Genomic DNA, 21851 nt, shown 5'->3' with positions numbered 1-21851 from the left:
TGAGCCGCAGCAGCCCTACTCCTGGATCTCCGCCTCGCGCGCGGTCTCGGCCCCCTCGCGGATGTGCCGGGTGACCCACGGCGAGAGCGCGAACATCGCGACCGCGGGGATGAGCGCGATCGCGCCGATCCAGCCGAAGTACGCCGTCTCGCTCACTCCCTCCGTGACCGTGATGAGCTGCGCGGTGATCGCGTTGCCCGCCGCGGGTGCCAGGAACCACAACGCCATGGCCTGGCTGCGGAACGCCTCCGGGGCCAGGAGCGTCGTGGCCGCGAGCCCGATCGGTGACAGGCACAGCTCACCCAGGGTCTGGATCAGGTAGGTCAGCGCGAGGACCCACGACGAGGTCTTGCCGTCACCCGCGAGGGCTGACGCGCCCGACAGGAACAGGAAGCTCGCCGCTGCGAGCGTGAGCCCGATCGCGAACTTGACGGCGGTGGGCGGCCGGTTGCCGGTCTTGATCCACAGCCAGGCGAACACCGGGGACAGCAGCACGATGCCGGCCGGGTTGACCGACTGGAACAGCTCGGGCGCGATCGACGCACCGAACACCGACAGGTCGGTGCGGTTCTCCGCATAGGCCGCCATGGTGCTCGCGGCCTGCTCGAAGATCATGAAGAAGACCATCGCGGTGATGAACAGCGGCACGTACGCCGCGAGCCGCGACCGCTCCCGCTCGGTGACGTGCGGCGAACGGAACATCACGATGAAGTACGCGATGGGCGCAGCCAGCGCGAGGTAGGACAGCGCGTCGATGAGCGCACCGACGCCCGAGTCGGACGACACCTGCCGCGCGACCACCACCGCCAGCACGACCGCCAGCAGCACCAGGATCCCCGTACGGATCACCGCGGGACGGTCCGCCCGGGTCAGGGGGTTCCCGACCTCGTCCCCCGCCCCTCCGAGCAGCCGGCGGCCGCCGACGAAGAACGCCAGCGCGATCCCCATGCCGATCGCCGCGACAGCGAAGCCGGCGTGGAAACCGCCCCACGCGCGCGCGGCACCGACCACGAACGGCGCGGACAGCGAGCCGATGTTGATGCCCATGTAGAAGATCGAGAACGCCGAGGTCCGACGCGGGTCCTCCCGGTCGTACAGCTCGCCGACCATGGTCGACACGTTCGGCTTGAGCAGGCCCGTGCCGAGCGCGACGCAGGCGATGCCCGCGAACGAGAAGCTCGCCGAGGGGATGGTCAGCAGCACGTGGCCCGCCGCGATGACGATGCCCCCGTACAGCGTGGACCGCCGGGCACCCAGCAGCCGGTCGGCGAGCCACCCGCCGACCACCGAGAGCAGGTAGACGGCCGAGCCGTAGATCGCGACGAGCGCGGCCCCGGTGCTCGCCTCGACGCCGAGGCCGCCGTCCTGCACCGACGTCGTCAGGTAGTACAGCAGGATGGCGCGCATCCCGTAGTAGCTGAACCGCTCCCACAGCTCGGTGTTGAACAGGGTGAAGAGACCCAGCGGATGTCCGAAGAACGCGTGGTCGCGCGGCACGGGCGTGCGACGCTGGTCGCTCGTCGGAGTCGGCACGGCACTGTCGCTGCTCATCGTCATATCGTGCCATCCCCACGGCCGGACGCGAGACCGGGGGGCGTGGCTCCGCCAGGACGAACGACCCAGGCGCCGTGCTGCTGCGCAGGTCAGGCTGGTGCTACCGCGCAGGTCCCGCGCACGTCGCTCCCCCGCGACGACGGGGTGCCGCGCGGCCCGGCGGACCACGAGCCCGCCACCGTTGATCGCCTGGCCGTGCTGATCCGCTGCCAGGTACCCCCAGCCGGGGTGGTCCCAGGTCGCTCGACACGGCCTTCGACCGCCCCGGCGCCGGGAGGGTCCAGGAGCGGCCTCAGCCGAGCTGCCCGGCCCGGTACTCGTCCTCCAGCAGCCCCATCACGATGCCGTCGCACCAGCGCTCGCCGTCGCGGTAGGCGTCGCGCAGCCGGCCCTCGACCCGGAAGCCCAGGTTCTCGTAGAGCGCGCGGGCCCGCGGGTTGACGCTCAGGACGTCGAGGTCCACCCGGTGCAGGCCCAGCCCGTCGAACGCGAGGCCCAGCATGAGCTGGATCGCCTCGGTGCCGTAGCCGCGACCCCGCGACCCCGGTCGCATCACGAGGCGCAGGTTGGCCCGGCGCACCACAGCGTCGATGTCGTTCAGGACGATCTCTCCGAGGTATTCGTCGGAGCCGTTCGCTGTGATCGCGAGGTCGATGCGATCGTCGAGCTCGGCCACGGTCGCGCACCAGGCGTCGATCTGGGCCCGGGTGAACGTCGTGCTCGTGCCCGTGAGCCGGGACCCCTCGGGGTCCTGCACCATCTCCCACACCGCGTCGGCGTCCTCGGCGCGGATCGGCCGCAGCTTGATCATCTCGCCCTCGAGGCTGGGCTTCCTCATCGCACTTCCTCCCGGTCGTCGGTACGAGCCTACGACCCGGTCGTGACGGCGAGGTTTCGCCACGGGGCTAGCGTGGTCTGGTGACGACGATCCACTGGTTCCGGCGTGATCTGCGGCTCGCCGACAACCCGGCGCTGCTCGCGGCCGGCGCCGGTGGCACCGACGTCGTCGGCGTCTTCGTGCTCGACGACCGCCTCTGGGCAGGGGCCGGCGACCCGCGGCGCGCCTACCTGCTGCACAGCCTCGCCGCCCTCGCGGCGACCACCGACGGGCACCTGCTCGTGCTGCACGGCGACCCCGCGGACGTGCTGCCCCGCCTCGCGCGCGACGTCGCCGCGACCGCCGTGCACGCAGCGGCGTCGTACGAGCCGTACGGCGTGGGACGCGACGACCGCGTCGAGTCCGCCCTGGCCGCCGCCGGGGTCCCGCTGGTGCGCACCGGCTCGCCGTACGCCGTCGCCCCGGGGCGGCTGCGCACGCGTACCGGCACCCCGTTCCAGGTGTTCACCCCGTTCCGCACCGCCTGGCTCGCGCACGGCTGGCGCTCCCCGGCAGGGGACGCGGCGCACACCCGCTGGGTGGACCTCGGTGGCACGTCACCGCTGCCGCCTGCCCCCGACCTGGGGGCCCTGGCGCTGCCCGACGCCGGGGAGGACGCCGCGCTCAGGCGCTGGTCAGGCGTGCTCGAGGACGTCGTGCCGCGGTACGCCGGCGAGCGCGACCGCCCGGACCACGAGGGCACGTCGCGGCTGTCGATCGCACTGAAGTGGGGCGAGCTGCACCCCCGCACGCTGCTCGGCGACCTCGCCCGCCTCACGAGCCGCGACCCGCAGGCCCAGGACGGGGCCGCGACGTTCCGCAGCCAGCTCGCCTGGCGCGAGTTCCACGCCGACGTGCTCGCCCACCACCCCGAGGCGCAGCACGTGTCGCTGCGCGCGGCCGCCCCCGACGACTCCTGGCTCACGGCCGAGGACGAGGCCGGCGCTCTCGCGGTGTGGGCGCAGGGCCGCACCGGCTACCCGTTCGTCGACGCGGGCATGCGCCAGCTGCGCGCCGAGGGGTGGATGCACGGACGGCTGCGCATGGTCGTCGCATCGTTCCTGGTCAAGGACCTGCACGTGCGCTGGCAGGCGGGGGCCGCGTACTTCATGCGGTGGCTTCTCGACGGTGACGTGAGCCAGAACCAGCTCAACTGGCAGTGGGTCGCGGGCACCGGGCGCGACGCGTCGCCCTGGTTCCGGGTCTTCAACCCCGTCGGTCAGGGCCGACGGTTCGACCCGGACGGGACCTACGTGCGCCGCTGGGTCCCCGAGCTGCGGGGCGTCCCCGGCGCCGCAGTGCACGAGCCGTGGACGCTGCCCGCGTCGGCCGCACCCGACTACCCGCCGCGGGTCGTGGACCACGCGGTCGAGCGCGAGGTCGCTCTCGCGGCGCACGCCCGGCGCCGCGAGGAGGCACAGTGACGGGGCACCGCGCACCGGCCCCGTGACGCACCAGCGGGGCGCGGCCGACGTGCAGCCGCGCCCCGCTCGTGGTGCCTGAGGTCAGCCCGTGACGCGCTCGAGCACGAGCTCGCGCACCCGGCCCGCGTCGGCCTGGCCGCGCGTCGCCTTCATGACCGCACCGATGATCGCGCCGATGGGACCGAGGTTCCCCGAACGGATCTTCTCGGCGATGTCGGGCTGCGCCGCGAGGGCCTCGTCGATCGCCGCGAGCAGCGGACCGTCGTCGGAGACGACCTCGAGACCACGCGCGACCACCACCTGCTCGGGGTCGCCCTCGCCCGCGAGCACACCCTCGAGCACCTGGCGTGCCAGCTTGTCGTTGATCCGGCCCGAGTCGACGAGCGCCTGCAGCTGACCGATCTGCGCGGGGGTGATGGGCAGGTCGCCCAGCTCCACCTCCTGCGTCTTCGCGGTGCGGGCGAGCTCGCCCATCCACCACTTGCGCGCGGCAGCCGGGGACGCGCCCGCGGCCACCGTCGCCTCGATCAGCTCGATGGCGCCCGCGTTGACCACGTCACGCATCTCCGCGTCCGCGAAGCCCCAGACGCCCTGCAGCCGGCGCCGACGGGCGGCGGGCAGCTCGGGCAGCGTCGCGCGGATCTCCTCGACCCACTCGCGGCTCGGGTTGACCGGCACCAGGTCGGGCTCGGGGAAGTAGCGGTAGTCCTCGGCGTCGGACTTCACCCGGCCTGCCGTGGTGATGCCGGTGTCCTCGTGCCAGTGGCGCGTCTCCTGGATCACGGTCGCGCCCGCGTCGAGCACAGCGGCCTGCCGCGACACCTCGTAGCGCACGGCCCGCTCGACCGAGCGGAACGAGTTGACGTTCTTGGTCTCGGTGCGCGTGCCGAGCGGCGACTCGGGCGTCGCCCGGAGCGAGAGGTTGACGTCGGCCCGGACGTTGCCCCGCTCCATGCGCGCCTCGGAGACCCCCAGGGCCCGGAAGATGTCCCGCAGCGTCTGGACGTACGCCCGCGCCACCTCGGGCGCCCGCGCTCCCGCACCCTCGATCGGGCGCGTGACGATCTCGACGAGCGGGATGCCCGCACGGTTGTAGTCGACGAGCGAGTACTCGGCGCCCTGGATGCGGCCCGTCGAGCCGCCGACGTGGGTGTTCTTGCCCGCGTCCTCCTCCATGTGCGCGCGTTCGATCTCGACGCGGAAGATCTCCCCGTCGTCGAGCTCGACGTCGAGGTAGCCGTCGAACGCGATCGGCTCGTCGTACTGCGACGTCTGGAAGTTCTTCGGGACGTCCGGGTAGAAGTAGTTCTTGCGCGCGAAGCGGCACGACTCGGCGATCTGGCAGTTGAGCGCCAGACCGATGCGGATCGCGTACTCCACTGCCGTGCCGTTGACGACGGGCAGCGCGCCGGGCAGACCCAGCGACACCGGCGACACGGACGTGTTGGGCTCCTCGCCGAACACGGCCGGGGCCGGGCAGAACATCTTGGTGGCCGTGCCGAGCTCGACGTGCACCTCGATGCCGATGACCGGGTCGAACCGTGCCACGGCCTCGTCGTAGTCGACCAGGTCGACGGTCTGCGTGCTCACTTGCCCACCTCCAGCTCGGGCGCGCGGTCCAGGAGCGGACCGCCCCACTGTGCCTCGAGCAGCGCCTCGAGCGCCGCACCCACGCGATACAGCCGGTCGTCCGCCTTCACGGGCGCCAGCACCTGGAAGCCGACGGGCAGGCCGTCGTCCGACAGGCCGTTCGGGAGCGAGAGCCCCGGGACGCCCGCGAGGTTCGCGGGGATCGTCGCGATGTCGTTGAGGTACATCGCCAGCGGGTCGTCGAGCTTCTCGCCCAGCTTGAACGCCGTGGTCGGGGCGGTGGGCGAGACCAGCACGTCGACCTGCTCGAACGCGGCCGTGAAGTCGCGCTGGATGAGCGTGCGGACCTTCTGCGCCGAGCCGTAGTAGGCGTCGTAGTAGCCGGCCGACAGCGCGTAGGTGCCCAGGATGATGCGGCGCTTGACCTCGTCGCCGAAGCCCGCGCCACGCGTCGCGCCCATGACGCGCTCGGCCGTGACCGGTCCGTCGGTGGGCTCGACCCGCAGGCCGAAGCGCATGCCGTCGAACTTGGCCAGGTTGCTCGAGGCCTCGCTCGGCATGATCAGGTAGTAGGCGCCCAGCGCGTACGTGAAGTGCGGGCACGAGACCTCGACGATCTCGGCACCGGCACCGCGCAGCAGCTCGAGGGACTCCGCGAACCGGGCGCTGACGCCCGCCTGGTAGCCCTCGCCGGTCAACTCGGTCACCACGCCGACGCGCAGGCCCGTGAGGTCGCCCGAGCGCCCCTGGCGGGCGGCGGCGACCAGACCCGGCAGCGGCTCGTCGATGGACGTCGAGTCGCGCGGGTCGTGACCGCCGATGAGCTCGTGCAGCAGCGCCGAGTCGAGCACGGTGCGGGTCACGGGGCCGGCCTGGTCCAGCGAGGATGCCATCGCGATGAGGCCGTAGCGCGAGACGCCGCCGTAGGTCGGCTTGACGCCGACGGTGCCGGTCACGGCCGCGGGCTGACGGATCGAGCCGCCCGTGTCCGTGCCGATCGCGAGCGGTGCCTCGTACGCGGCGACAGCGGCCGCCGAGCCGCCACCCGAACCACCCGGGATCCGGTCCAGGTCCCACGGGTTGTGCGTGTTGCCGTACGCGGAGTGCTCGGTGCTCGAGCCCATCGCGAACTCGTCCATGTTGGTCTTGCCGAGGATCGGCAGCCCCGCGGCCTTGATCCGGGACACGAGCGTCGCGTCGTACGGCGGCACCCAGCCCTCGAGGATCTTCGAGCCGGCCGTGGTCGGCAGGCCCTTCGTCACGACGACGTCCTTGACGGCGATCGGCACGCCCGCGAGCACGTGCAGCTGCTCGCCCGCGGCGCGGCGCGCGTCGACGTCGCGCGCGGTGGCCAGCGCCCCCTCGGCGTCCACGTGCAGGAACGCGTGCACGGCAGGCTCGACGTCGGCGATGCGGTCCAGGTGCGCCTGGGTGGCCTCGACGCTCGAGACGTCGCCGGCGGCGAGCCGGTCGGCGAGGTCGGCGGCGGACAGCCGGGTCAGGTCGGTCATCAGTCCTCCTCCAGGATCTGCGGGACGAGGAACTTGCCGTCCTGGGCTGCGGGCGCGCCGGCGAGGGCGTCCGCGACAGGCAGCGGAGGCTCCGGGACGTCCGCCCGGAAGACGTTCGTCAGGGGCAGCGGGTGGCTCGTGGCAGGCACGTCGGGCGTGGCGACCTCGCTCACCCGGGCGACCGACTCGACGATCACGCCGAGCTCGCCGGCGAGCCGGTCGATCTCGGTGGGCGTCAGGTCGATCCGGGCCAGGGCTGCCACGCGCGCGACCTCGTCGCGGGAGAGGGTGGACATGCCCCGAAGTCTAGGCGTTCGACCGCCGGACCTGTGACGCCGGACCTGTGACGGGGTGACGCTCAACGCACCCGGTCGACCGCCGCAGCGACGAGGGCCAGCAGCGCGTCGGCGTACACGTCGGGCACCGTGGGCGCCCGGAACGACTGCTCGGGCCGCCCGGGCAGCTCGACCACCACCTGGTAGTCGTCGATGCCCCGCGACAGGCTGCGGAACGTGCGCCCCAGCATCTCGCGCAGCTGCTCCTCCCCCGGCAGCCACAGGGCGTCCTCCTGCGACACCGAGTCGAGCGCCCACTCGGTGGTCCCGTTGAAGCCGAGGACCGTGCCCGTGGGGTACTCGTGGGCCTCGATCATCATGTCCGAGATCGTGAAGACGTCCCCTGCCAGGCCCGGCTTGAGGATCGTGAACCGGTCACCCGCGCGCGGGTGCCACCGCAGACCCGCGGCCTGGAGCCTGCGCGCGCGATCGACCGAGACCATGCGTCTCAGTATCGGCCCGGGGCCCGCACGAGGCACCTCGGGCTCGGCTGGTGCCCCGGTACCCGGCGTCGGCGGGAGGTCGGTCCTGCTCAGCGCTGCAGGTAGCCGTACCTGTCGGCCACCTGGAAACCGAGGCCCGCGTACAGCGCCGCGGCACCCGTGTTCTGCACCTCGACCTGCAGGAAAGCCCGCGCGGCGCCCCGTTCGCGCGCAGCCTCGAGGGCAGCGCGCGTCAGGGTCCGGCCGAGCCCGCGGCGCCGGGCACGCGGCTCGACCATGAGGCACGACAGACCGACCCAGTCCCCCGCGAACGCGGCCCGCACCACGCCGACGACGCCGTGCGCGTCGCGGGCCGTGACGTACGCACCGGCGGCACCCTCGACGATCGCGCGGGCGAGCGCCCTGTCGACCGTCCCGCCCGCCTTGACCCCGAGCCAGCACGTGAGCCAGTCGTCCGTCGGTGCGGCCGTGACCTCGAGCGCCACGGCGTCGGTGGCAGCCACGGCGTCGGAGCCCGGCACGGTGTCGGCGCCCGGCACGGTGTCGGCGCCCGGCACGGCCAGCTCGCGGACCAGCACGTCGGTCACCGCGACCCGCGTGTAGCCCCGGTCCACGAGCAACGCATCGAGCCCCCCGGGCCGGCTCTCCCGGCCGACCCGCACGACGGCGGGGAGCCGGGCGACCGCGTACCGGGACTCGACCTCTGTCAGGGTCGCGAGCACGTCGACCGGATCGGCGAGGGGGAGTGCGCAGTTCGCACGGCGGGTGAACCCGCCCGAGAGACCGAGCCGCCACCCGTCGACGTGCTGCACCTCGAGCGGCGGCCACGTCGCGACCTCGACCTCGAGCCCCGGTGCGAGGACGAGCGCGTCGCCCGTCCCTCGCGTCACTCCGCGTCCTCGGTCTCGTCCGCGGTCGCGTCGCCCGACGGCTCGGCGAACGCCTGGGCGCCCTCGGCGAGGAGCCGCACGAACTGCGCCTCGTCCAGGATCTGCAGGCCGAGCTCGCGGGCCTTGGTCTCCTTGGTCCCCGCGTTCTCCCCCACGACCACGAAGTCGGTCTTCTTCGACACGCTGCCCGAGGCCTTGCCGCCGCGGGTCAGGATCGCCTCCTTCGCGCCGTCCCGGCTGAAGCCCTCGAGCCCACCGGTGACGACGACGGTGAGGCCCTCGAGCGTGCGTGGCGCGGACTCGTCCCGCACGTCGGCCATGGCGACACCGGCTGCCCGCCAGCGGTCGACGATCTCGTTGTGCCAGTCGGCGCCGTCACCGTGGAACCACTCGCGCACCGCGGCCGCGATGGTGGGGCCGACGCCGTCGACCGCGGCGAGCGCCTCGGCGTCGGCGTCCCGGATCGCCTCGAGCGAGCCGAACGCCGTCGCGAGCGCGCGGGCCGCGGTGGGTCCCACGTGCCGGATCGACAGGGCCACGACCACCCGCCACAGCGGCTGCGACTTGGCCAGCTCGAGCTGGTCGAACAGCTTCTCGGTCGTCGCGGTCGGCACCGACGGCTTCTTCGCGGTGGGTCGGGTGTAGAAGAACAGCACCTGCTCCCAGACCCCCGTGGCGACGCCCTTGGACTTCTTCTCGCGCCACACGCGCACGTCGGCCAGGTCCTCGGCCCGCAGGTCGAACAGCCCGGCCTCGGTGCTCAGCACCGGGGTCTGCAGCGCTGCGTCCGCGTCGGCGGGCCGGTTCAGCTCGGGGTCCACGAGCGCGATCGCGGCCTCCCAGCCGAGCGCCTCGATGTCGAACGCGCCACGCGAGGCGAGCCCGAACACGCGCTCGCGCAGCTGCGACGGGCAGGACCGCGCGTTGGGGCACCGGATGTCGATGTCGCCCTCCTTCGCGGGGGCGAGCGCGGTGCCGCACGAGGGGCACTCGGTCGGCATGACGAACGGGCGCTCGGTGCCGTCGCGCAGCTCGACGACGGGCCCGACGATCTCGGGGATCACGTCGCCCGCCTTGCGCAGCACGACGGTGTCGCCGATGAGCACGCCCTTGCGGGCCACCTCGCTCGCGTTGTGCAGCGTGGCCATCTCGACGGTCGAACCCGAGACCAGCACCGGCTTCATCACGCCGAACGGCGTCACCCGGCCCGTGCGTCCGACGTTGACGCGGATGTCGAGGAGCGTCGTGTTGACCTCCTCGGGCGGGTACTTGTACGCGATCGCCCAGCGCGGGGCGCGGCTCGTGGACCCGAGCCGACGCTGCAGCGCGATCTCGTCGACCTTGATGACGATCCCGTCGATCTCGTGCTCGACGTCGTGGCGGTGCTCGCCGTAGTGGTCGATCATCTGCTGCACCTCGGGCAGACCGGTCGCGACGCGGGTGTGCGACGAGACGGGCACCCCCCAGCCCTCGAGCAGCTCGTACACCTGCGACTGCCGTTCCAGGCCGGTGCCGCCCGAGCCGTCACCCCAGCGCAGGGCGCCGATCCCGTGCGCGTACATGCGCAGGGGCCGGGACGCCGTCACGCGCGGGTCCTTCTGGCGCAGCGAGCCGGCGGCTGCGTTGCGCGGGTTGGCGAAGGGCGCCTTGCCTGCCTCCACCTGGGCCACGTTGAGCTCCGTGAACGCCTCCACGGGCAGGAAGACCTCGCCGCGGACCTCGATCAGCTCCGGGTGGGTCGCCGGATCGCCCGCGAGCACCTGCGGGATCGTGGGGATGGTCCGCACGTTCAGGGTGACGTCCTCGCCGGTGCGGCCGTCGCCGCGCGTGGCGGCGCGCACGAGGCGGCCCCGTTCGTACAGCAGCGCGATGGCGAGGCCGTCGATCTTGAGCTCGGTCAGGTAGTGCAGCCCACCCGGGTTCGCGCCCACGTCCCGGGCCACGCGCTCGGCCCAGGCGGCGACGTCCTCGGCCGAGAACGCGTTGTCGAGCGAGAGCATGCGCTCGACGTGGTCGACGGCGGTGAACTCGGTCGAGAACGTCCCCCCGACCACCTGCGTGGGCGAGTCGGGGGTGCGCAGCACCGGGAACGCCTCCTCGAGCGCTTCGAGGCGGCGCATCGTCACGTCGTACTCGGCATCGCTCGCGAGAGGGGCGTCGCGCACGTAGTACGCGAACTGCAGGTCGCGCACGCTCTCGGCGAGGTCGGTCCACAGGTGACGCGCGCCCACCTCGTCGAGGTCGGCGGGCAACGAGGTCTCACCCGGTGCGACGCTCGGTGCGGTGACGGGGTCAGGTGCGGTGCTCACCGGCACATCATCCCGTGTCCCGCCCACAGACGCCGCCCGTCACCCGCCGCGCCGCCCCACCGCGTGGGCGGTCAGCCCACCGCGATCCGGTGCGGTCAGCCCACCGCGATCCGGTGCGGTCAGCCCACCTGCACCGGTGCCACGCGCCGCCGCCGGGTCAGGACGCCCACGGCGGCTGTCGTGCCCGCGCCCAGCACGACGGCGGTGAGCCCTGCGGCGAACGCCGGGGGCGACATCTGCCCGACGACGACCTCGGCGCCGTCCAGGTCCCAGGTGCACACGGCGCGCGGCGGGAAGACGGTGAAGTGCACGCTCGCCTGCTCGGCGTCGTACGCCACGAGGCACGGCTCGTCGCTCGTCGCCGCCGAGCCGAGCGTCGTGACACCGACGCCCAGCAGGCCCACGACCAGCATCCCGAGCCCGACCAGGGCCACCCCCGAGCCGGCCAGCAGCGCGAGCAGCTGCCCCCGGGTCCGTCCCACCGTGCGTGCCATGGCGATCAGCCTTCCGCTCGTTCGGCGACCAGCTCGGCCGCCCGCACGGCCGCGGCGAGCGCCGCCCGTGCCTGGTCAGGTGTCACCGACGCGTCGGGCGCGGGCGGCAGGAGGGTCGTGCGGGCCAGGCCCTCGGCGGGCAGCCCGACCCGGCGCCACGGCACCGTGAGCGCGTCGGCCTGGGCCCGCAGATCGGGGCCCGCGCACTGCGAGGACGTCAGCGGCGGGAGCTCGGCCCACAGCGACGTGCCCTGCTCCACGGCCTCGGCGACGTGCTCCCACGCCCGCTCGTCGAGCCCGGTGAGCGCGAGAACGATGCCGTCCGCGCCCGAGCCCACCACGGGGCGCAGCGTGGTCCAGGTCGTCCCGCCGTGCACCACGACCTGCGTGGCACCGGGACGTGCGCCGCGCACCACGACACCGAGCAGCTCGGTCGCGACGGGCGCGGGGACGGGCCGCAGCGCGCTGTAGCCCGAGAAGCTGGGCAGCACCCCGGCGACGACCTGCGCGAGCAGCGGCTCGTGCAGCAGCACGACGGGTTCGGCGCCGGGCACGAGGCGACGCACGTCGGCCAGGTGCTCGGCGATCCCCGCGGCGAGCGACCAGGCGAGCTCGTCGAGCGCCCCCCGGTCGGAGACGACCCGGTCGCCGCGCGCCAGGTAGAGCCGCGCGGCGAGCGTGAGCGGCCCGGTCACGGGCAGCACGAGCGGTCCGGTGAACCCGTGGGCCGCGACCGCGAGCGCGTCGAGGTCCTCACGGCGCAGCGCCTGCGCGCGGGCGAGGTCGCCACCCGGCCGGTCCGCGAGCTTCCAGCCGTGCGGGCCGAGCTCGGTGGGCAGGTCGGCGAGCAGGACGGCAGCGGTGCCCGTCGGGCCGCCCCAGGGCCCGCGCGCGGGCAGCCGCACCGCGAAGGGCAGCCCCGAGACGCCCGCGGGGGTGTCGGCGAGGTCGCCGACCACGACCGTCTGCGCCTCGAGCACGTCGTCCCCGGGCCAGGGGCCCGCACCCGTGACGCCGGTCATGCGGGCACCGTCGGCGTCGTGGCACGCACCGTGGCCTGGCCGAGCACGCGCGTCCCGTCGTACAGCACGAGCGACTGGCCGGGGGCGACGCCGTGCAGCGCTGGCGCCGCCGCGTCGAGCCGGACGTCGACCTCGTCGCCCACCGCGCGGGCCAGCGCCGGGACGTCCTCGCCGTGCGCACGCACCTGCACCGTGCACGCGAACCACGCGTCGTCGGTCGGCCGGGCGAACCACACCGCCGCGTCGCCGTGGATCCCGCCGACCTGCAGGGCCTCGGCCGGGCCCACGACCACTGTGTTGCTCACGGGTTCGATCGAGAGGACGTAGCGCGGCCTGCCGTCGGGCGCGGGCCGACCCAGGGCCAGGCCCTTGCGCTGCCCGACGGTGTACGCGTACGCCCCCTCGTGCGCACCCACGACCGCACCCGTGGTGTCGACCACGTCGCCCGGGCGCGCACCGAGCCGCTCGCGCAGGAACCCTTGGGTGTCGCCGTCGGCCACGAAGCAGATGTCGTACGAGTCGGGCTTGGCGGAGACGGACAGCCCGCGGGCCGCCGCCTCGGCGCGCACGTCGTCCTTGGACATGACGTCCCCGAGCGGGAACATCGACCGGGCGAGGCGCTCAGGGCCCATCACGGCGAGCACGTACGACTGGTCCTTGGCGGCCTCGCGCGCCCGGTGCAGCTCGGGGGCCGCCGCGTCGCCCGCCGGGTGCTCGATGCGGGCGTAGTGCCCGGTGCACACCGCGTCGAAGCCGAGCGCGAGAGCCTTGTCGAGCAGCGCCTCGAACTTGATGTGCTCGTTGCAGCGCACGCACGGGTTGGGGGTGCGCCCGGCCGCGTACTCGGCGAGGAAGTCCGCGACCACGGTGTCCTCGAAGCGCTCCGAGAGGTCCCACACGTAGTACGGGATGCCCAGCACGTCCGCGGCTCGGCGCGCGTCGCCCGCGTCCTCGATCGAGCAGCAGCCCCGGGAACCGGTGCGCAGCTGCGCCCGGGAGCGCGACAGGGCCATGTGCACGCCCACCACGTCGTGCCCCGCGTCGATGGCCCGGGCGGCGGCGACCGCCGAGTCCACCCCGCCCGACAGCGCGGCCAGAACCCGCATCAGCGGTCCCCGCTCGTGACACGCGGACGCCCCGAGAGCCCCGCGGCGCGGGCACGCTCGACCGCGCCGGGCAGCACCCGCTCGAGGGCCTCGACGTCCGCGCGGGTCGAGGTGTGCCCGAGCGTGAAGCGCAGCGCGCCGCGCGCGTCGTCCTCCCCCGTACCCATCGCGAGCAGCACGTGGCTGGGCTGCGGCACGCCGGCCTGGCACGCCGATCCGGTCGAGACCTGCACGCCGGCCGAGTCGAGCAGGTACAGCAGCGAGTCGCCCTCGCAGCCCGGGAAGGTGAAGTGCGCGTTGGCGGGCAGCCGCAGCGCGGGATCGGCGGGGCCCCGCAGCACGGCCTCGGGGGCGGCGCGGCGCACGGCGGCGACGAGCTCGTCGCGCAGCGCTCCGATGCGGGCCGCGGAGCTGGGCAGCGCGGCGACGGCCGCCTCGACCGCCACCGCGAACGCGGCGGTCGCCGGGGTGTCGAGCGTGCCCGAGCGCACGCCGCGCTCCTGCCCGCCGCCGTGCAGCACGGGCGTGAGGTCCAGCCCCCGGCGGGCGAGCAGGGCGCCCACACCGACCGGGCCGCCCACCTTGTGACCGCTCACGGTCAGGGCGTCGAGGCCCGACGCGGCGAAGTCGACGGGCAGCTGCCCCACGGCCTGCACGGCGTCGGAGTGCACGGGGACGCCGTAGCGGTGCGCGAGCGCGACGACCTCGCGCACGGGCTGCACCGCGCCCACCTCGTTGTTGGCCCACATGACCGACACGAGCGCGGCGGCGTCACCGTGCTCCTCGAGCTCGGCGGCGAGCGCGTCGAGGCGCAGCACGCCGTCCGCGTCGACGGGCAGCAGCACGATCTCGGCCCCCGCGTGCTCGGCCATCCAGAACGCCGGGTCGAGCACCGCGTGGTGCTCGACGGCGGAGACCAGCAGGCGCCGACGCGCGGGGTCCTGCGCGCGGCGCGACCAGAACATGCCCTTGACGGCCAGGTTGTCGGCCTCGGTGCCCCCACCGGTCAGGACCACCTCGCTCGGTCGTGCGCCCAGCGCTGCGGCGAGCCGCTCGCGGGACTCCTCGACCGTGCGTCGTGCGGCCCGGCCTGCGGTGTGCAGGGACGAGGGGTTGCCGGTGCGGACCAGGTGCTCGGTGAAGGCCTGGACGGACTCGGGGAGCATCGGCGTGGTCGCCGCATGGTCCAGATAGACACTCACGGGCGCCATCCTACGAACCGCACTGGCAGGATGAGTCCGTGAGTGCCGACGACGTCATGGGATCCCCGCTCGCGTTCAGCGGGCAGCGCCTCGACTGGCGCGACCTTCCGCGCGCCGTCCGGACCCGGATCGCGACCCTGGCGGGGGCCCAGGTGACGGCGGAGATCAGCGCGACCACCGGGTTCAGCCCGGGGTTCGCCGCGGTCCTCGAGCTGTCCGACGGGCGCGGCGTGTTCGTCAAGGCCGTCTCCGCCGAGCAGAACCCGGCGTCCCCCGTGCTCGCCCGCCAGGAGATCGTGGTCGGCGCGGCGCTGCCCCCGCAGGTCCCCGCACCCCGGCTGCTGTGGTCGGACGACGACGGCGAGTGGGTCCTGCTCGGCTTCGAGGTCGCGCACGGCCGAGCACCCGAGACGCCGTGGCGCCCCGCCGACCTGGCGCTGGTCCTCGACGCGCTCTCGGTCGTGGCCGACGCCGCGCCGCTGCCCGGGCACCGGCTGCCCCGCACCGACGAGGCCCTCGCGCAGGACTTCACCGGCTGGCGCGCGCTGCGGCGCTGGCCCGACGCCGAACGCGCCGCAGCGGCCGAGCGCTCGGGCGAGCTCGGCGCCTGGGCCCTGACGCACCTCGACGCGCTCGTGCGCTGGGAGCAGGACGCCATGCACGTGTGCGCGGGCGACGCGCTCGTGCACGGTGATCTCAGGGCCGACAACATCGTGATCGACCACGAGCACGCGAAGGTCGCCATCGTCGACTGGCCGCACGCCAGCATCGGGGCGCCGTGGCTCGACCTCGCGTTCCTGCTGCCGAGCGTCTCGATGCAGGGCGGCGGCGACCCGCAGCGGCACTTCTGGGCGCACCCGTTGTCGGACGGGGTGCCGAGCGCCTCGCTGCGGGCCGCGCTCGCCGGGCTGGCGGGCTACTTCGCGTTCGGGTCGCTCCAGCCTGCGCCGATCGGCATCCCCAACCTGCGTCGCTTCCAGCGGGCGCAGGCCGAGGCCGCGCTGCGCTGGCTGCGCGAGCTCGCCTGAGCGGGCCGCCCGACGTCAGCCGGCCTGGGCGGCCTTGAGCCGGCGCAGCTCGGCGATGGTCTGCGGAAGCACCGTGAACAGGTCGCCCACGACCCCGTAGTCGGCGATCTCGAAGATCGGTGACTCCGGGTCGGAGTTGACGGCGACGATCGTGCCCGAGGCCTGCATGCCGCCGCGGTGGTGGACCGCACCCGAGACGCCCGCGCCGATGTACAGCTTCGGGGAGACCGTCACGCCGGTCTGGCCGATCTGCGCGTCGTGCCCGATCCAGCCCTCGTCGGTCGCCACCCGGGTCGCGCCGACCGCGCCGCCGAGCACGTCGGCGAGCTCCTCGAGCAGCGAGAAGTCGCCCTCCGTGCCGCGTCCGCCCACGACGACCACCTGGGCCTCGCCCAGCGCCGGCCGGTCGGAGGCGGCCCGCTCGGTCCGCTCGACCACGGTCGCCCGGCGCACGTCGGACCGCACCGCCACCGGCTGCGGGACGACCGCCGGCGTGGTCGGGACGGCCGCCGGCTCGACCGCGACCGAGTTGGCCTTGAACGCGACGACCGCCAGCGGCGTGCGCACCGCGCAACGCGTGGTCCAGGTGCCCGCGAGGACGCTCTTGTCGGCCACGACCCGGCCGTCCGCGACCTCGGCGCCCGAGGCGTCGACCACGACGCCCGCGCCGGTGAGCACACCGAGCCGCGCCGCGACCTCCTTGTTCTCGAACGACGAGGTGAGCAGCAGCGCCGACGCGCCGAGCCCGGTCGCGAGCGTCGCGAGCCCCTCGGCGACCACGGGGGTCAGCCGCGTGTCGGCTCCGCTCAGGTCGAGCACGTCGAGCACGTCGACGCCCTGGGCGCCGAGCTGGTCGAGCACGCCGGCGCCGGGCGCGTCGGCACCGACCCACACGCCGTGCACCGAACCCAGGGCGCGGGCCGCCGTGAGGAGCTCGAGCACGGGCGCACGCAGCGCGTCGTCGTCGGCGGAGCGGTCGAGCAGCACCAGCACGGGGCCGGGCAGGTGGTTCGTCATCGTCTCAGGTCCTTCGGTCGCGGCGCGGGGCGCTCAGGCGAGCTTGTTCTCGACGAGGTAGGCCGCGAGCCGCAGCCCCGCCTCGCCGTCGTCGGTCACGAGCACCCGGTCCTCACGGGCCGGTCGCGGCGCAGCCTCGACGACCTCGGTCCGGGCACCCACGGCTCCGACGCTCGCGGCGTCGAGGCCCAGGTCGGCGAGCGTGAGCACGTCGACGGGCTTCTTGCGGGCGGCCATGATGCCCTTGAAGTTCGGGTAGCGCGGCTCGTTGGCCTGGTCGGTGACCGACACGAGCGCGGGCAGCGCCGCCTCGAGCACCTCGGTCGCCTGGTCGAGCTCGCGCCGCACCCGGACGGTGCCGTCGGTCACCGTGACCTCGGCCGCGAGCGCGAGCTGGGGCACGTCGAGCTCGGCGGCCAGCGCGGCGGGCAGCAGCGACGTGAGCCCGTCGAGCCCGGCCATGCCGGTGACGACGAGGTCCACGGGCTCCTGCGCGCCCACGTGGCGCACCGCGGCCGCGAGCACAGCGGCGGTCCCGAACACGTCCGACCCCGCGATCGCGTCGTCGAGGACGTGCACGGCCTGGTCGGCGCCCATCTGCAGCGCGCGACGCACCGCGTCGACCGCGTCGTCCGGCCCCACGGTCACCGCCACGACCTCGCCGCCGTGCTCCTCGACGAGCGCGAGGGCGGCCTCGACCGCGTTCTCGTCGAGCTCGTTGAGGGTGCCGTCGCCCCCGTCGCGCACCATGCGCCCGTCCGCCCCCAGGGCGCGCTCCGACTGGATGTCCGGTACGTGCTTGACGCACACCACGATTCTCACCCGCGGAACGTTACCCGCAGCGGCGCGCAGACCCCACCCCGCGTCCGCCGCGGACACCGGCATCGCCACGGGCCGCGGACAGGACAGAATGGCAGGGTGAACGCGGACCCCGACGTGCAGCTGCAGGTGACGCCGCTCGGCGCGCACGTGGACGACACCGGGACGCAGTTCGCCGTGCTGGCCTCGCACGCGAGCGCTGTGGACCTGTGCCTCCTCGACCCCGGGCCGCCTGCCGCCGACGGCGGCCCGACGTGGGTCGAACGCCGCGTGCCGATGCACGGACCCGAGCTGGGGGTCTTCCGCACCCGGGTGCCCGGCGTGCGCCAGGGGCAGCACTACGGCTTCCGCGCGCACGGTGCGTGGGACCCGGCCGCGGGGCTGCGCTACAACCCGGCCAAGCTGCTGGTCGACCCGTACGCGCGCGGCATCGAGGGCGAGCTGCTGCTGCGCCCCGAGACGTACGGGCAGGTGGTCGACGACGCGCTCCAGGGCGACCCCTACGGCCCGGCCGACCCCCGCGACTCGGCCCGGTTCGTGCCGCACTCGGTGGTCGTCGACACCCGCCCCCGCGCGGACGTCCCCGACCCGGCCGCGAACCGTCCGCGCACGCCGTGGTCGGGCACCGTGATCTACGAGGCGCACGTGCGCGGGCTGACGCAGCGGCTCGAGGCCGTGCCCGAGCCGTTGCGCGGCACCTACGCGGGCCTCGCGCACCCGGCGACGATCGACCACCTGCGCTCGCTCGGCGTCACTGCCGTCGAGCTGCTGCCCGTGCACGCCTTCGCGTCCGAGCCGCACCTGGTCGCGCAGGGCATGACGAACTACTGGGGCTACAACACCCTCGGGTTCTTCTCCCCGCACCCCGGCTACGCGACCGCCACGGCCCGCGCGCAGGGACCGGCCGCGGTGCTCGCCGAGCTGAAGTCCGCTGTGCACGCGCTGCACGAGGCCGGACTCGAGGTGCTCCTGGACGTCGTGTACAACCACACGTGCGAGGGCGGGCTCACCGGGCAGCACGTGAGCTGGCGGGGGCTCGACGCGAGCGTCTACTACCTGCACGACGGCGGGTTCCCCGCGACCCTCGCGGACGTCACGGGCACCGGGAACTCGCTCGACTACCGGCGCACGTCCGTGGTGCTCATGGCGCTCGACTCGCTGCGCTACTGGGCCCAGGAGGTCGGCGTCGACGGGTTCCGCTTCGACCTGGCCGTGACGTTGGCCCGTGGCCCGTCGGGCTTCGACCCGCACCACCCGTTCCTGGTCGCGCTGACCACCGACCCGGCGCTGCGTGACCTCAAGCTCGTGGCCGAGCCGTGGGACGTCGGGCCGGGAGGCTGGCAGACGGGCCACTTCCCGCCGCCGACGGCGGAGTGGAACGACCGGTTCCGCAACGCGACGCGCTCGTTCTGGCTCGCCGACCCGGGGCGTGCCGCGCACGGGCTGCCCGGGCACCGGGTGCGCGACCTCGCGACCCGGCTGGCCGGATCGGTCGACCTGTTCGGCCACACCGACCCGCCGCTGATGCGCGGGCCGCTCGCCTCGATCAACTTCGTCACCGCGCACGACGGCTTCACGCTCGCGGACCTCGTCGCGTACGACCACAAGCACAACGCCGCGAACGGTGAGGACAACCGCGACGGCAGCGACGACAACCGCTCGTGGAACCACGGCGTCGAGGGCCCCCTCGGCGCCTCCTCGGTCGCCGCCGACATCGTGCCGCTGCGGCGGCGCTCGATCCGCAACGTGGCCGCGACGCTCGTGCTGGCGGCAGGCACCCCGATGATCACCGCGGGCGACGAGATGGGTCGCACGCAGCACGGCAACAACAACGCCTACTGCCACGACGACGAGACGACCTGGGTGCGCTGGGACCTGTCGCCGTGGCGCACCGACCTCCTCGCGACGTCCCGCTACCTGCTGCGTCTTCGTCGCGACCACCCGGCGCTGCGCCACGGCCGGTTCTTCACGGGCCAGCCGCTCGCGCCGGGCGGGCGCCCCGACCTCGCCTGGTACGACCACGACGGTGTGCACTTCGACCACGAGCGCTGGCACGACCCGGACGTCCGCACGTTCCAGATGGTGCGGTCGGTGCCGCTCGTCGACGGCGCACCGTGGGCGCCGGGCGATCAGCCCTCGGGCCCCGGCACCGTGCTCGGGGCCGACACCGTGATGCTGGTGGTGAACGGCGCGCTCGACCAGGCCGAGATCGTGCTGGCCGCGGACCGCCCCACCGAGTGGGAGCTCGCGTGGGACTCGACGTGGGAGCACCCGCGCGAGCTGCGCGCCGCGGCGATCAGCGCGGCCCTGCACACGCGCTCGGGCGGACGCACCGTGCTGGCGCCGCTGAGCATGCGGGTCTACGTCGGCCGCTGACCCCTGACCCGGGCGGCGGCGCGCCGCTACGCTGCGCGCATGACCGACAGCGCCGTCAGTCCCCTCCCCCCGACAGCACCACCGCGCACCACCGACGTGATCGTCGTGGGGTCCGGCCTCGCGGGCCTCGTCGCGACCGCCGAGCTCACCGCCGCGGGCAACCACGTGACCCTGGTCGACGCCGAGGGCCCGGCCTCGCTGGGCGGCCAGGCGTGGTGGTCGTTCGGTGGGCTGTTCCTCGTCGACTCGCCCGAGCAGCGCCGGCTCGGCATCAGGGACTCGGCCGACCTCGCGCTCGCCGACTGGCTCGGGTCGGCGGCGTTCGACGCCGCCGGGGCGCCGGGCGGCGGGGACGAGTGGTCGCGCGCGTGGGCCGAGGCCTTCGTCGACTTCGCCGCGGGCGAGATGCGTCCCTGGCTGCACCGGCAGGGCGTGCGCTGGTTCCCGCTCGTGCAGTGGGCCGAGCGCGGCGGGTACCTCGCGGACGGCCACGGCAACTCCGTGCCCCGCTTCCACGTCACGTGGGGCACCGGTCCGGGCATCCTCGAGCCGTTCGTCCGGGCGCTCCTCGACGCGCGCGCCGCGGGGCTCGTCGACGCCCGGTTCCGGCACCGCGTGACCGACCTCGTGGTGACCGACGGGCACGTCACGGGCGTGCGCGGCCAGCGGTTGGCCACCGACCGGGCCGGGCGGGCCGAGCCGAGCTCGCGCACCGTGGTCGGCGAGTTCGAGCTGTCCGCGAGCGCCGTGGTGCTCGCGACGGGAGGCATCGGCGCCGACCACGCGCTGGTGCGCGCCGCATGGCCCGCGGACGCCGGGCGGCTGCCCGAACGGATGCTCTCGGGCGTGCCCGACCACGTCGACGGCTCGGGCATCGCAGCGGCCCGCGACGCCGGGGCTGCCGTAGTGCACGAGGACCGCATGTGGCACTACCCCGAGGGTGTCGCGAACCACTCGCCCGTGTGGGGGCGGCACGGCATCCGCATCCTGCCCGGCCCGAGCTCGCTGTGGCTCGACGCGGACGGCCACCGCCTCCCCGTGCCGCTGTTCCCGGGCTTCGACTCCCTCGGGGCGCTCCAGCACATCACGCGCCGCGGCGACGACCACTCGTGGTTCGTGCTCGACAAGACCATCCTGGCCGCCGAGTTCGCGCTCTCGGGCTCTGAGCAGAACCCGGACCTCACGGGCAAGGACGTGCGCCTGCTGCTGCAGCGGGTGCTGCCGGGCGCGGTGGGCCCCGTCGAGGCGTTCGCGGAGCACTCCGAGGACTTCCTGTGGGCGGACACCCCGACCGGGCTCGCGGCGCGGATGAACGCGCTCACGGGCAGCGACCGCATCGACGCCGGGGCCCTCGAGCGCACCATCCGCGAGCGCGACAGCCAGGTGCGCACGGGACTCGGCAAGGACCTGCAGGTGACAGCGACCGCGATGGCCCGGCGGTACGCGGTCGACCGGCTCATCCGTGTCGCGAAGCCGCACGAGCTGCTCGACCCGGCGCACGGGCCGCTGCTCGCTGTGCGCCTGTCGGTGCTGACCCGCAAGACGCTCGGTGGCCTGCTGACCGACACCGACGGACGTGTGCTGCGACCGGACGGCGCCGCGCTGCCCGGGCTGTGGGCCGCGGGCGAGGCGGCGGGCTTCGGCGGCGGCGGGGTGCACGGGCACCGGGCCCTCGAGGGCACGTTCCTGGGCGGGTGCCTGTTCACGGGTCGCACGGTGGGTCGCGCGCTCGCGGACACCCTGCGCGGCTGACACCCGGCGCGGACCGCCCCCGACGACGACGCGGGGGGGGGCCGGGGGGGGGGGGGGGCGGGTCTGAAATTCGTGGTTTGGGGCTTTCCTGCTTTCACCCCC

Annotated in this window: 18 protein-coding genes; 4 read left to right on the top strand and 14 right to left on the bottom strand. The window is 74.4% G+C overall.

Annotated features, from left to right (window positions below; genetic code table 11):
* Positions 1-15: 15 nt before the first annotated feature.
* A complete protein-coding gene (locus ACGIF2_RS17355; protein ID WP_396048457.1) occupies positions 16-1551 on the bottom strand; it encodes a peptide MFS transporter in 1536 nt (511 codons plus the stop codon).
* A 295-nt stretch (positions 1552-1846) separates the two neighbouring features.
* On the bottom strand, positions 1847-2392 hold the full coding sequence (locus tag ACGIF2_RS17350) for a GNAT family N-acetyltransferase (protein WP_396048455.1): 546 nt from the start codon (positions 2390-2392) through the stop codon (positions 1847-1849).
* Positions 2393-2472: 80 nt separating this feature from the next.
* On the opposite strand from ACGIF2_RS17350, the gene ACGIF2_RS17345 reads away from it, so the two are divergent.
* Entirely contained in the window at positions 2473-3855 is a 1383-nt protein-coding gene (locus ACGIF2_RS17345; protein WP_396048453.1) for a cryptochrome/photolyase family protein, read from the top strand.
* Positions 3856-3936: 81 nt separating this feature from the next.
* Here the strand turns inward: ACGIF2_RS17345 and gatB are convergent, their stop codons facing one another.
* From gatB to ACGIF2_RS17295, 10 genes are all read right to left on the bottom strand, one after another.
* Positions 3937-5445, bottom strand: coding sequence for an Asp-tRNA(Asn)/Glu-tRNA(Gln) amidotransferase subunit GatB (gene gatB, locus ACGIF2_RS17340; RefSeq protein ID WP_396048451.1), 1509 nt, complete (start codon positions 5443-5445; stop codon positions 3937-3939).
* Positions 5442-6956: an Asp-tRNA(Asn)/Glu-tRNA(Gln) amidotransferase subunit GatA gene (gatA, locus tag ACGIF2_RS17335; RefSeq protein WP_396048449.1), complete on the bottom strand. Its 1515-nt coding sequence runs from the start codon at positions 6954-6956 to the stop codon at positions 5442-5444. The genes gatB and gatA overlap by 4 nt, the downstream gene beginning before the upstream one ends.
* Positions 6956-7252, bottom strand: coding sequence for an Asp-tRNA(Asn)/Glu-tRNA(Gln) amidotransferase subunit GatC (gene gatC / locus ACGIF2_RS17330; protein ID WP_396048447.1), 297 nt, complete (start codon positions 7250-7252; stop codon positions 6956-6958). The genes gatA and gatC overlap by 1 nt, the downstream gene beginning before the upstream one ends.
* A gap of 62 nt (positions 7253-7314) precedes the next feature.
* On the bottom strand, positions 7315-7734 hold the full coding sequence (locus ACGIF2_RS17325) for a pilus assembly protein CpaE (RefSeq protein ID WP_396048445.1): 420 nt from the start codon (positions 7732-7734) through the stop codon (positions 7315-7317).
* An 89-nt stretch (positions 7735-7823) separates the two neighbouring features.
* On the bottom strand, positions 7824-8624 hold the full coding sequence (locus ACGIF2_RS17320) for a GNAT family N-acetyltransferase (protein WP_396048443.1): 801 nt from the start codon (positions 8622-8624) through the stop codon (positions 7824-7826).
* Positions 8621-10933 (bottom strand): NAD-dependent DNA ligase LigA, encoded by a 2313-nt coding sequence (gene ligA, locus ACGIF2_RS17315; protein ID WP_396048441.1) that lies wholly within the window; start codon positions 10931-10933, stop codon positions 8621-8623. The genes ACGIF2_RS17320 and ligA overlap by 4 nt, the downstream gene beginning before the upstream one ends.
* A 119-nt stretch (positions 10934-11052) precedes the next feature.
* On the bottom strand, positions 11053-11427 hold the full coding sequence (locus ACGIF2_RS17310) for a hypothetical protein (protein ID WP_396048439.1): 375 nt from the start codon (positions 11425-11427) through the stop codon (positions 11053-11055).
* A gap of 5 nt (positions 11428-11432) precedes the next feature.
* Positions 11433-12449, bottom strand: a complete 1017-nt coding sequence (locus ACGIF2_RS17305) for a hypothetical protein (RefSeq protein ID WP_396048437.1) — start codon at positions 12447-12449, stop codon at positions 11433-11435.
* The gene (gene mnmA / locus ACGIF2_RS17300) at positions 12446-13555 is read right to left on the bottom strand and encodes a tRNA 2-thiouridine(34) synthase MnmA (RefSeq protein ID WP_396048435.1); all 1110 of its coding nucleotides are present in this window, start codon (positions 13553-13555) and stop codon (positions 12446-12448) included. The genes ACGIF2_RS17305 and mnmA overlap by 4 nt, the downstream gene beginning before the upstream one ends.
* Positions 13555-14766 carry a cysteine desulfurase family protein gene (locus ACGIF2_RS17295; protein ID WP_396048433.1) on the bottom strand — a complete coding sequence of 404 codons (1212 nt, stop codon included), beginning with the start codon at positions 14764-14766 and terminating at the stop codon, positions 13555-13557. Before ACGIF2_RS17295 ends, mnmA begins: the two co-directional genes overlap by 1 nt.
* Before the next feature lie 29 nt (positions 14767-14795).
* Between ACGIF2_RS17295 and ACGIF2_RS17290 the strand changes: the two genes are divergently transcribed.
* The gene (locus ACGIF2_RS17290; protein WP_396048431.1) at positions 14796-15785 is read left to right on the top strand and encodes a phosphotransferase; all 990 of its coding nucleotides are present in this window, start codon (positions 14796-14798) and stop codon (positions 15783-15785) included.
* Between the two features lie 15 nt (positions 15786-15800).
* Here the strand turns inward: ACGIF2_RS17290 and ACGIF2_RS17285 are convergent, their stop codons facing one another.
* Both ACGIF2_RS17285 and ACGIF2_RS17280 read right to left on the bottom strand, forming a co-directional pair.
* Positions 15801-16802 carry an electron transfer flavoprotein subunit alpha/FixB family protein gene (locus ACGIF2_RS17285; RefSeq protein WP_396048429.1) on the bottom strand — a complete coding sequence of 334 codons (1002 nt, stop codon included), beginning with the start codon at positions 16800-16802 and terminating at the stop codon, positions 15801-15803.
* Between the two features lie 33 nt (positions 16803-16835).
* The gene (locus ACGIF2_RS17280; RefSeq protein WP_396048427.1) at positions 16836-17624 is read right to left on the bottom strand and encodes an electron transfer flavoprotein subunit beta/FixA family protein; all 789 of its coding nucleotides are present in this window, start codon (positions 17622-17624) and stop codon (positions 16836-16838) included.
* Between the two features lie 96 nt (positions 17625-17720).
* Between ACGIF2_RS17280 and glgX the strand changes: the two genes are divergently transcribed.
* Entirely contained in the window at positions 17721-19997 is a 2277-nt protein-coding gene (gene glgX / locus ACGIF2_RS17275; protein WP_396048425.1) for a glycogen debranching protein GlgX, read from the top strand.
* 39 nt (positions 19998-20036) lie between these two features.
* A complete protein-coding gene (locus ACGIF2_RS17270) occupies positions 20037-21749 on the top strand; it encodes an FAD-binding dehydrogenase (protein ID WP_396048423.1) in 1713 nt (570 codons plus the stop codon).
* Positions 21750-21851 lie beyond the last annotated feature (102 nt).

It is taken from the genome of Cellulomonas sp. P22, assembly GCF_044392165.1.
Note: the sequence above shows the minus strand (reverse complement) of the source record. Positions and strands in the feature narration are given on the sequence as shown.

Bases quoted from the DNA above. Each gene is read 5' to 3' on its own strand.
- ACGIF2_RS17355 (WP_396048457.1), bottom strand. From the start codon at position 1,551: ATGAGCAGCGACAGTGCCGTGCCGACTCCGACGAGCGACCAGCGTCGC.
- ACGIF2_RS17350 (WP_396048455.1), bottom strand. From the start codon at position 2,392: ATGAGGAAGCCCAGCCTCGAGGGCGAGATGATCAAGCTGCGGCCGATC.
- gatA (WP_396048449.1), bottom strand. From the start codon at position 6,956: ATGACCGACCTGACCCGGCTGTCCGCCGCCGACCTCGCCGACCGGCTC.
- gatC (WP_396048447.1), bottom strand. From the start codon at position 7,252: ATGTCCACCCTCTCCCGCGACGAGGTCGCGCGCGTGGCAGCCCTGGCC.
- ACGIF2_RS17325 (WP_396048445.1), bottom strand. From the start codon at position 7,734: ATGGTCTCGGTCGATCGCGCGCGCAGGCTCCAGGCCGCGGGTCTGCGG.
- ACGIF2_RS17310 (WP_396048439.1), bottom strand. From the start codon at position 11,427: ATGGCACGCACGGTGGGACGGACCCGGGGGCAGCTGCTCGCGCTGCTG.
- ACGIF2_RS17305 (WP_396048437.1), bottom strand. From the start codon at position 12,449: ATGACCGGCGTCACGGGTGCGGGCCCCTGGCCCGGGGACGACGTGCTC.
- mnmA (WP_396048435.1), bottom strand. From the start codon at position 13,555: ATGCGGGTTCTGGCCGCGCTGTCGGGCGGGGTGGACTCGGCGGTCGCC.
- ACGIF2_RS17295 (WP_396048433.1), bottom strand. From the start codon at position 14,766: ATGGCGCCCGTGAGTGTCTATCTGGACCATGCGGCGACCACGCCGATG.
- ACGIF2_RS17285 (WP_396048429.1), bottom strand. From the start codon at position 16,802: ATGACGAACCACCTGCCCGGCCCCGTGCTGGTGCTGCTCGACCGCTCC.
- ACGIF2_RS17270 (WP_396048423.1), top strand. From the start codon at position 20,037: ATGACCGACAGCGCCGTCAGTCCCCTCCCCCCGACAGCACCACCGCGC.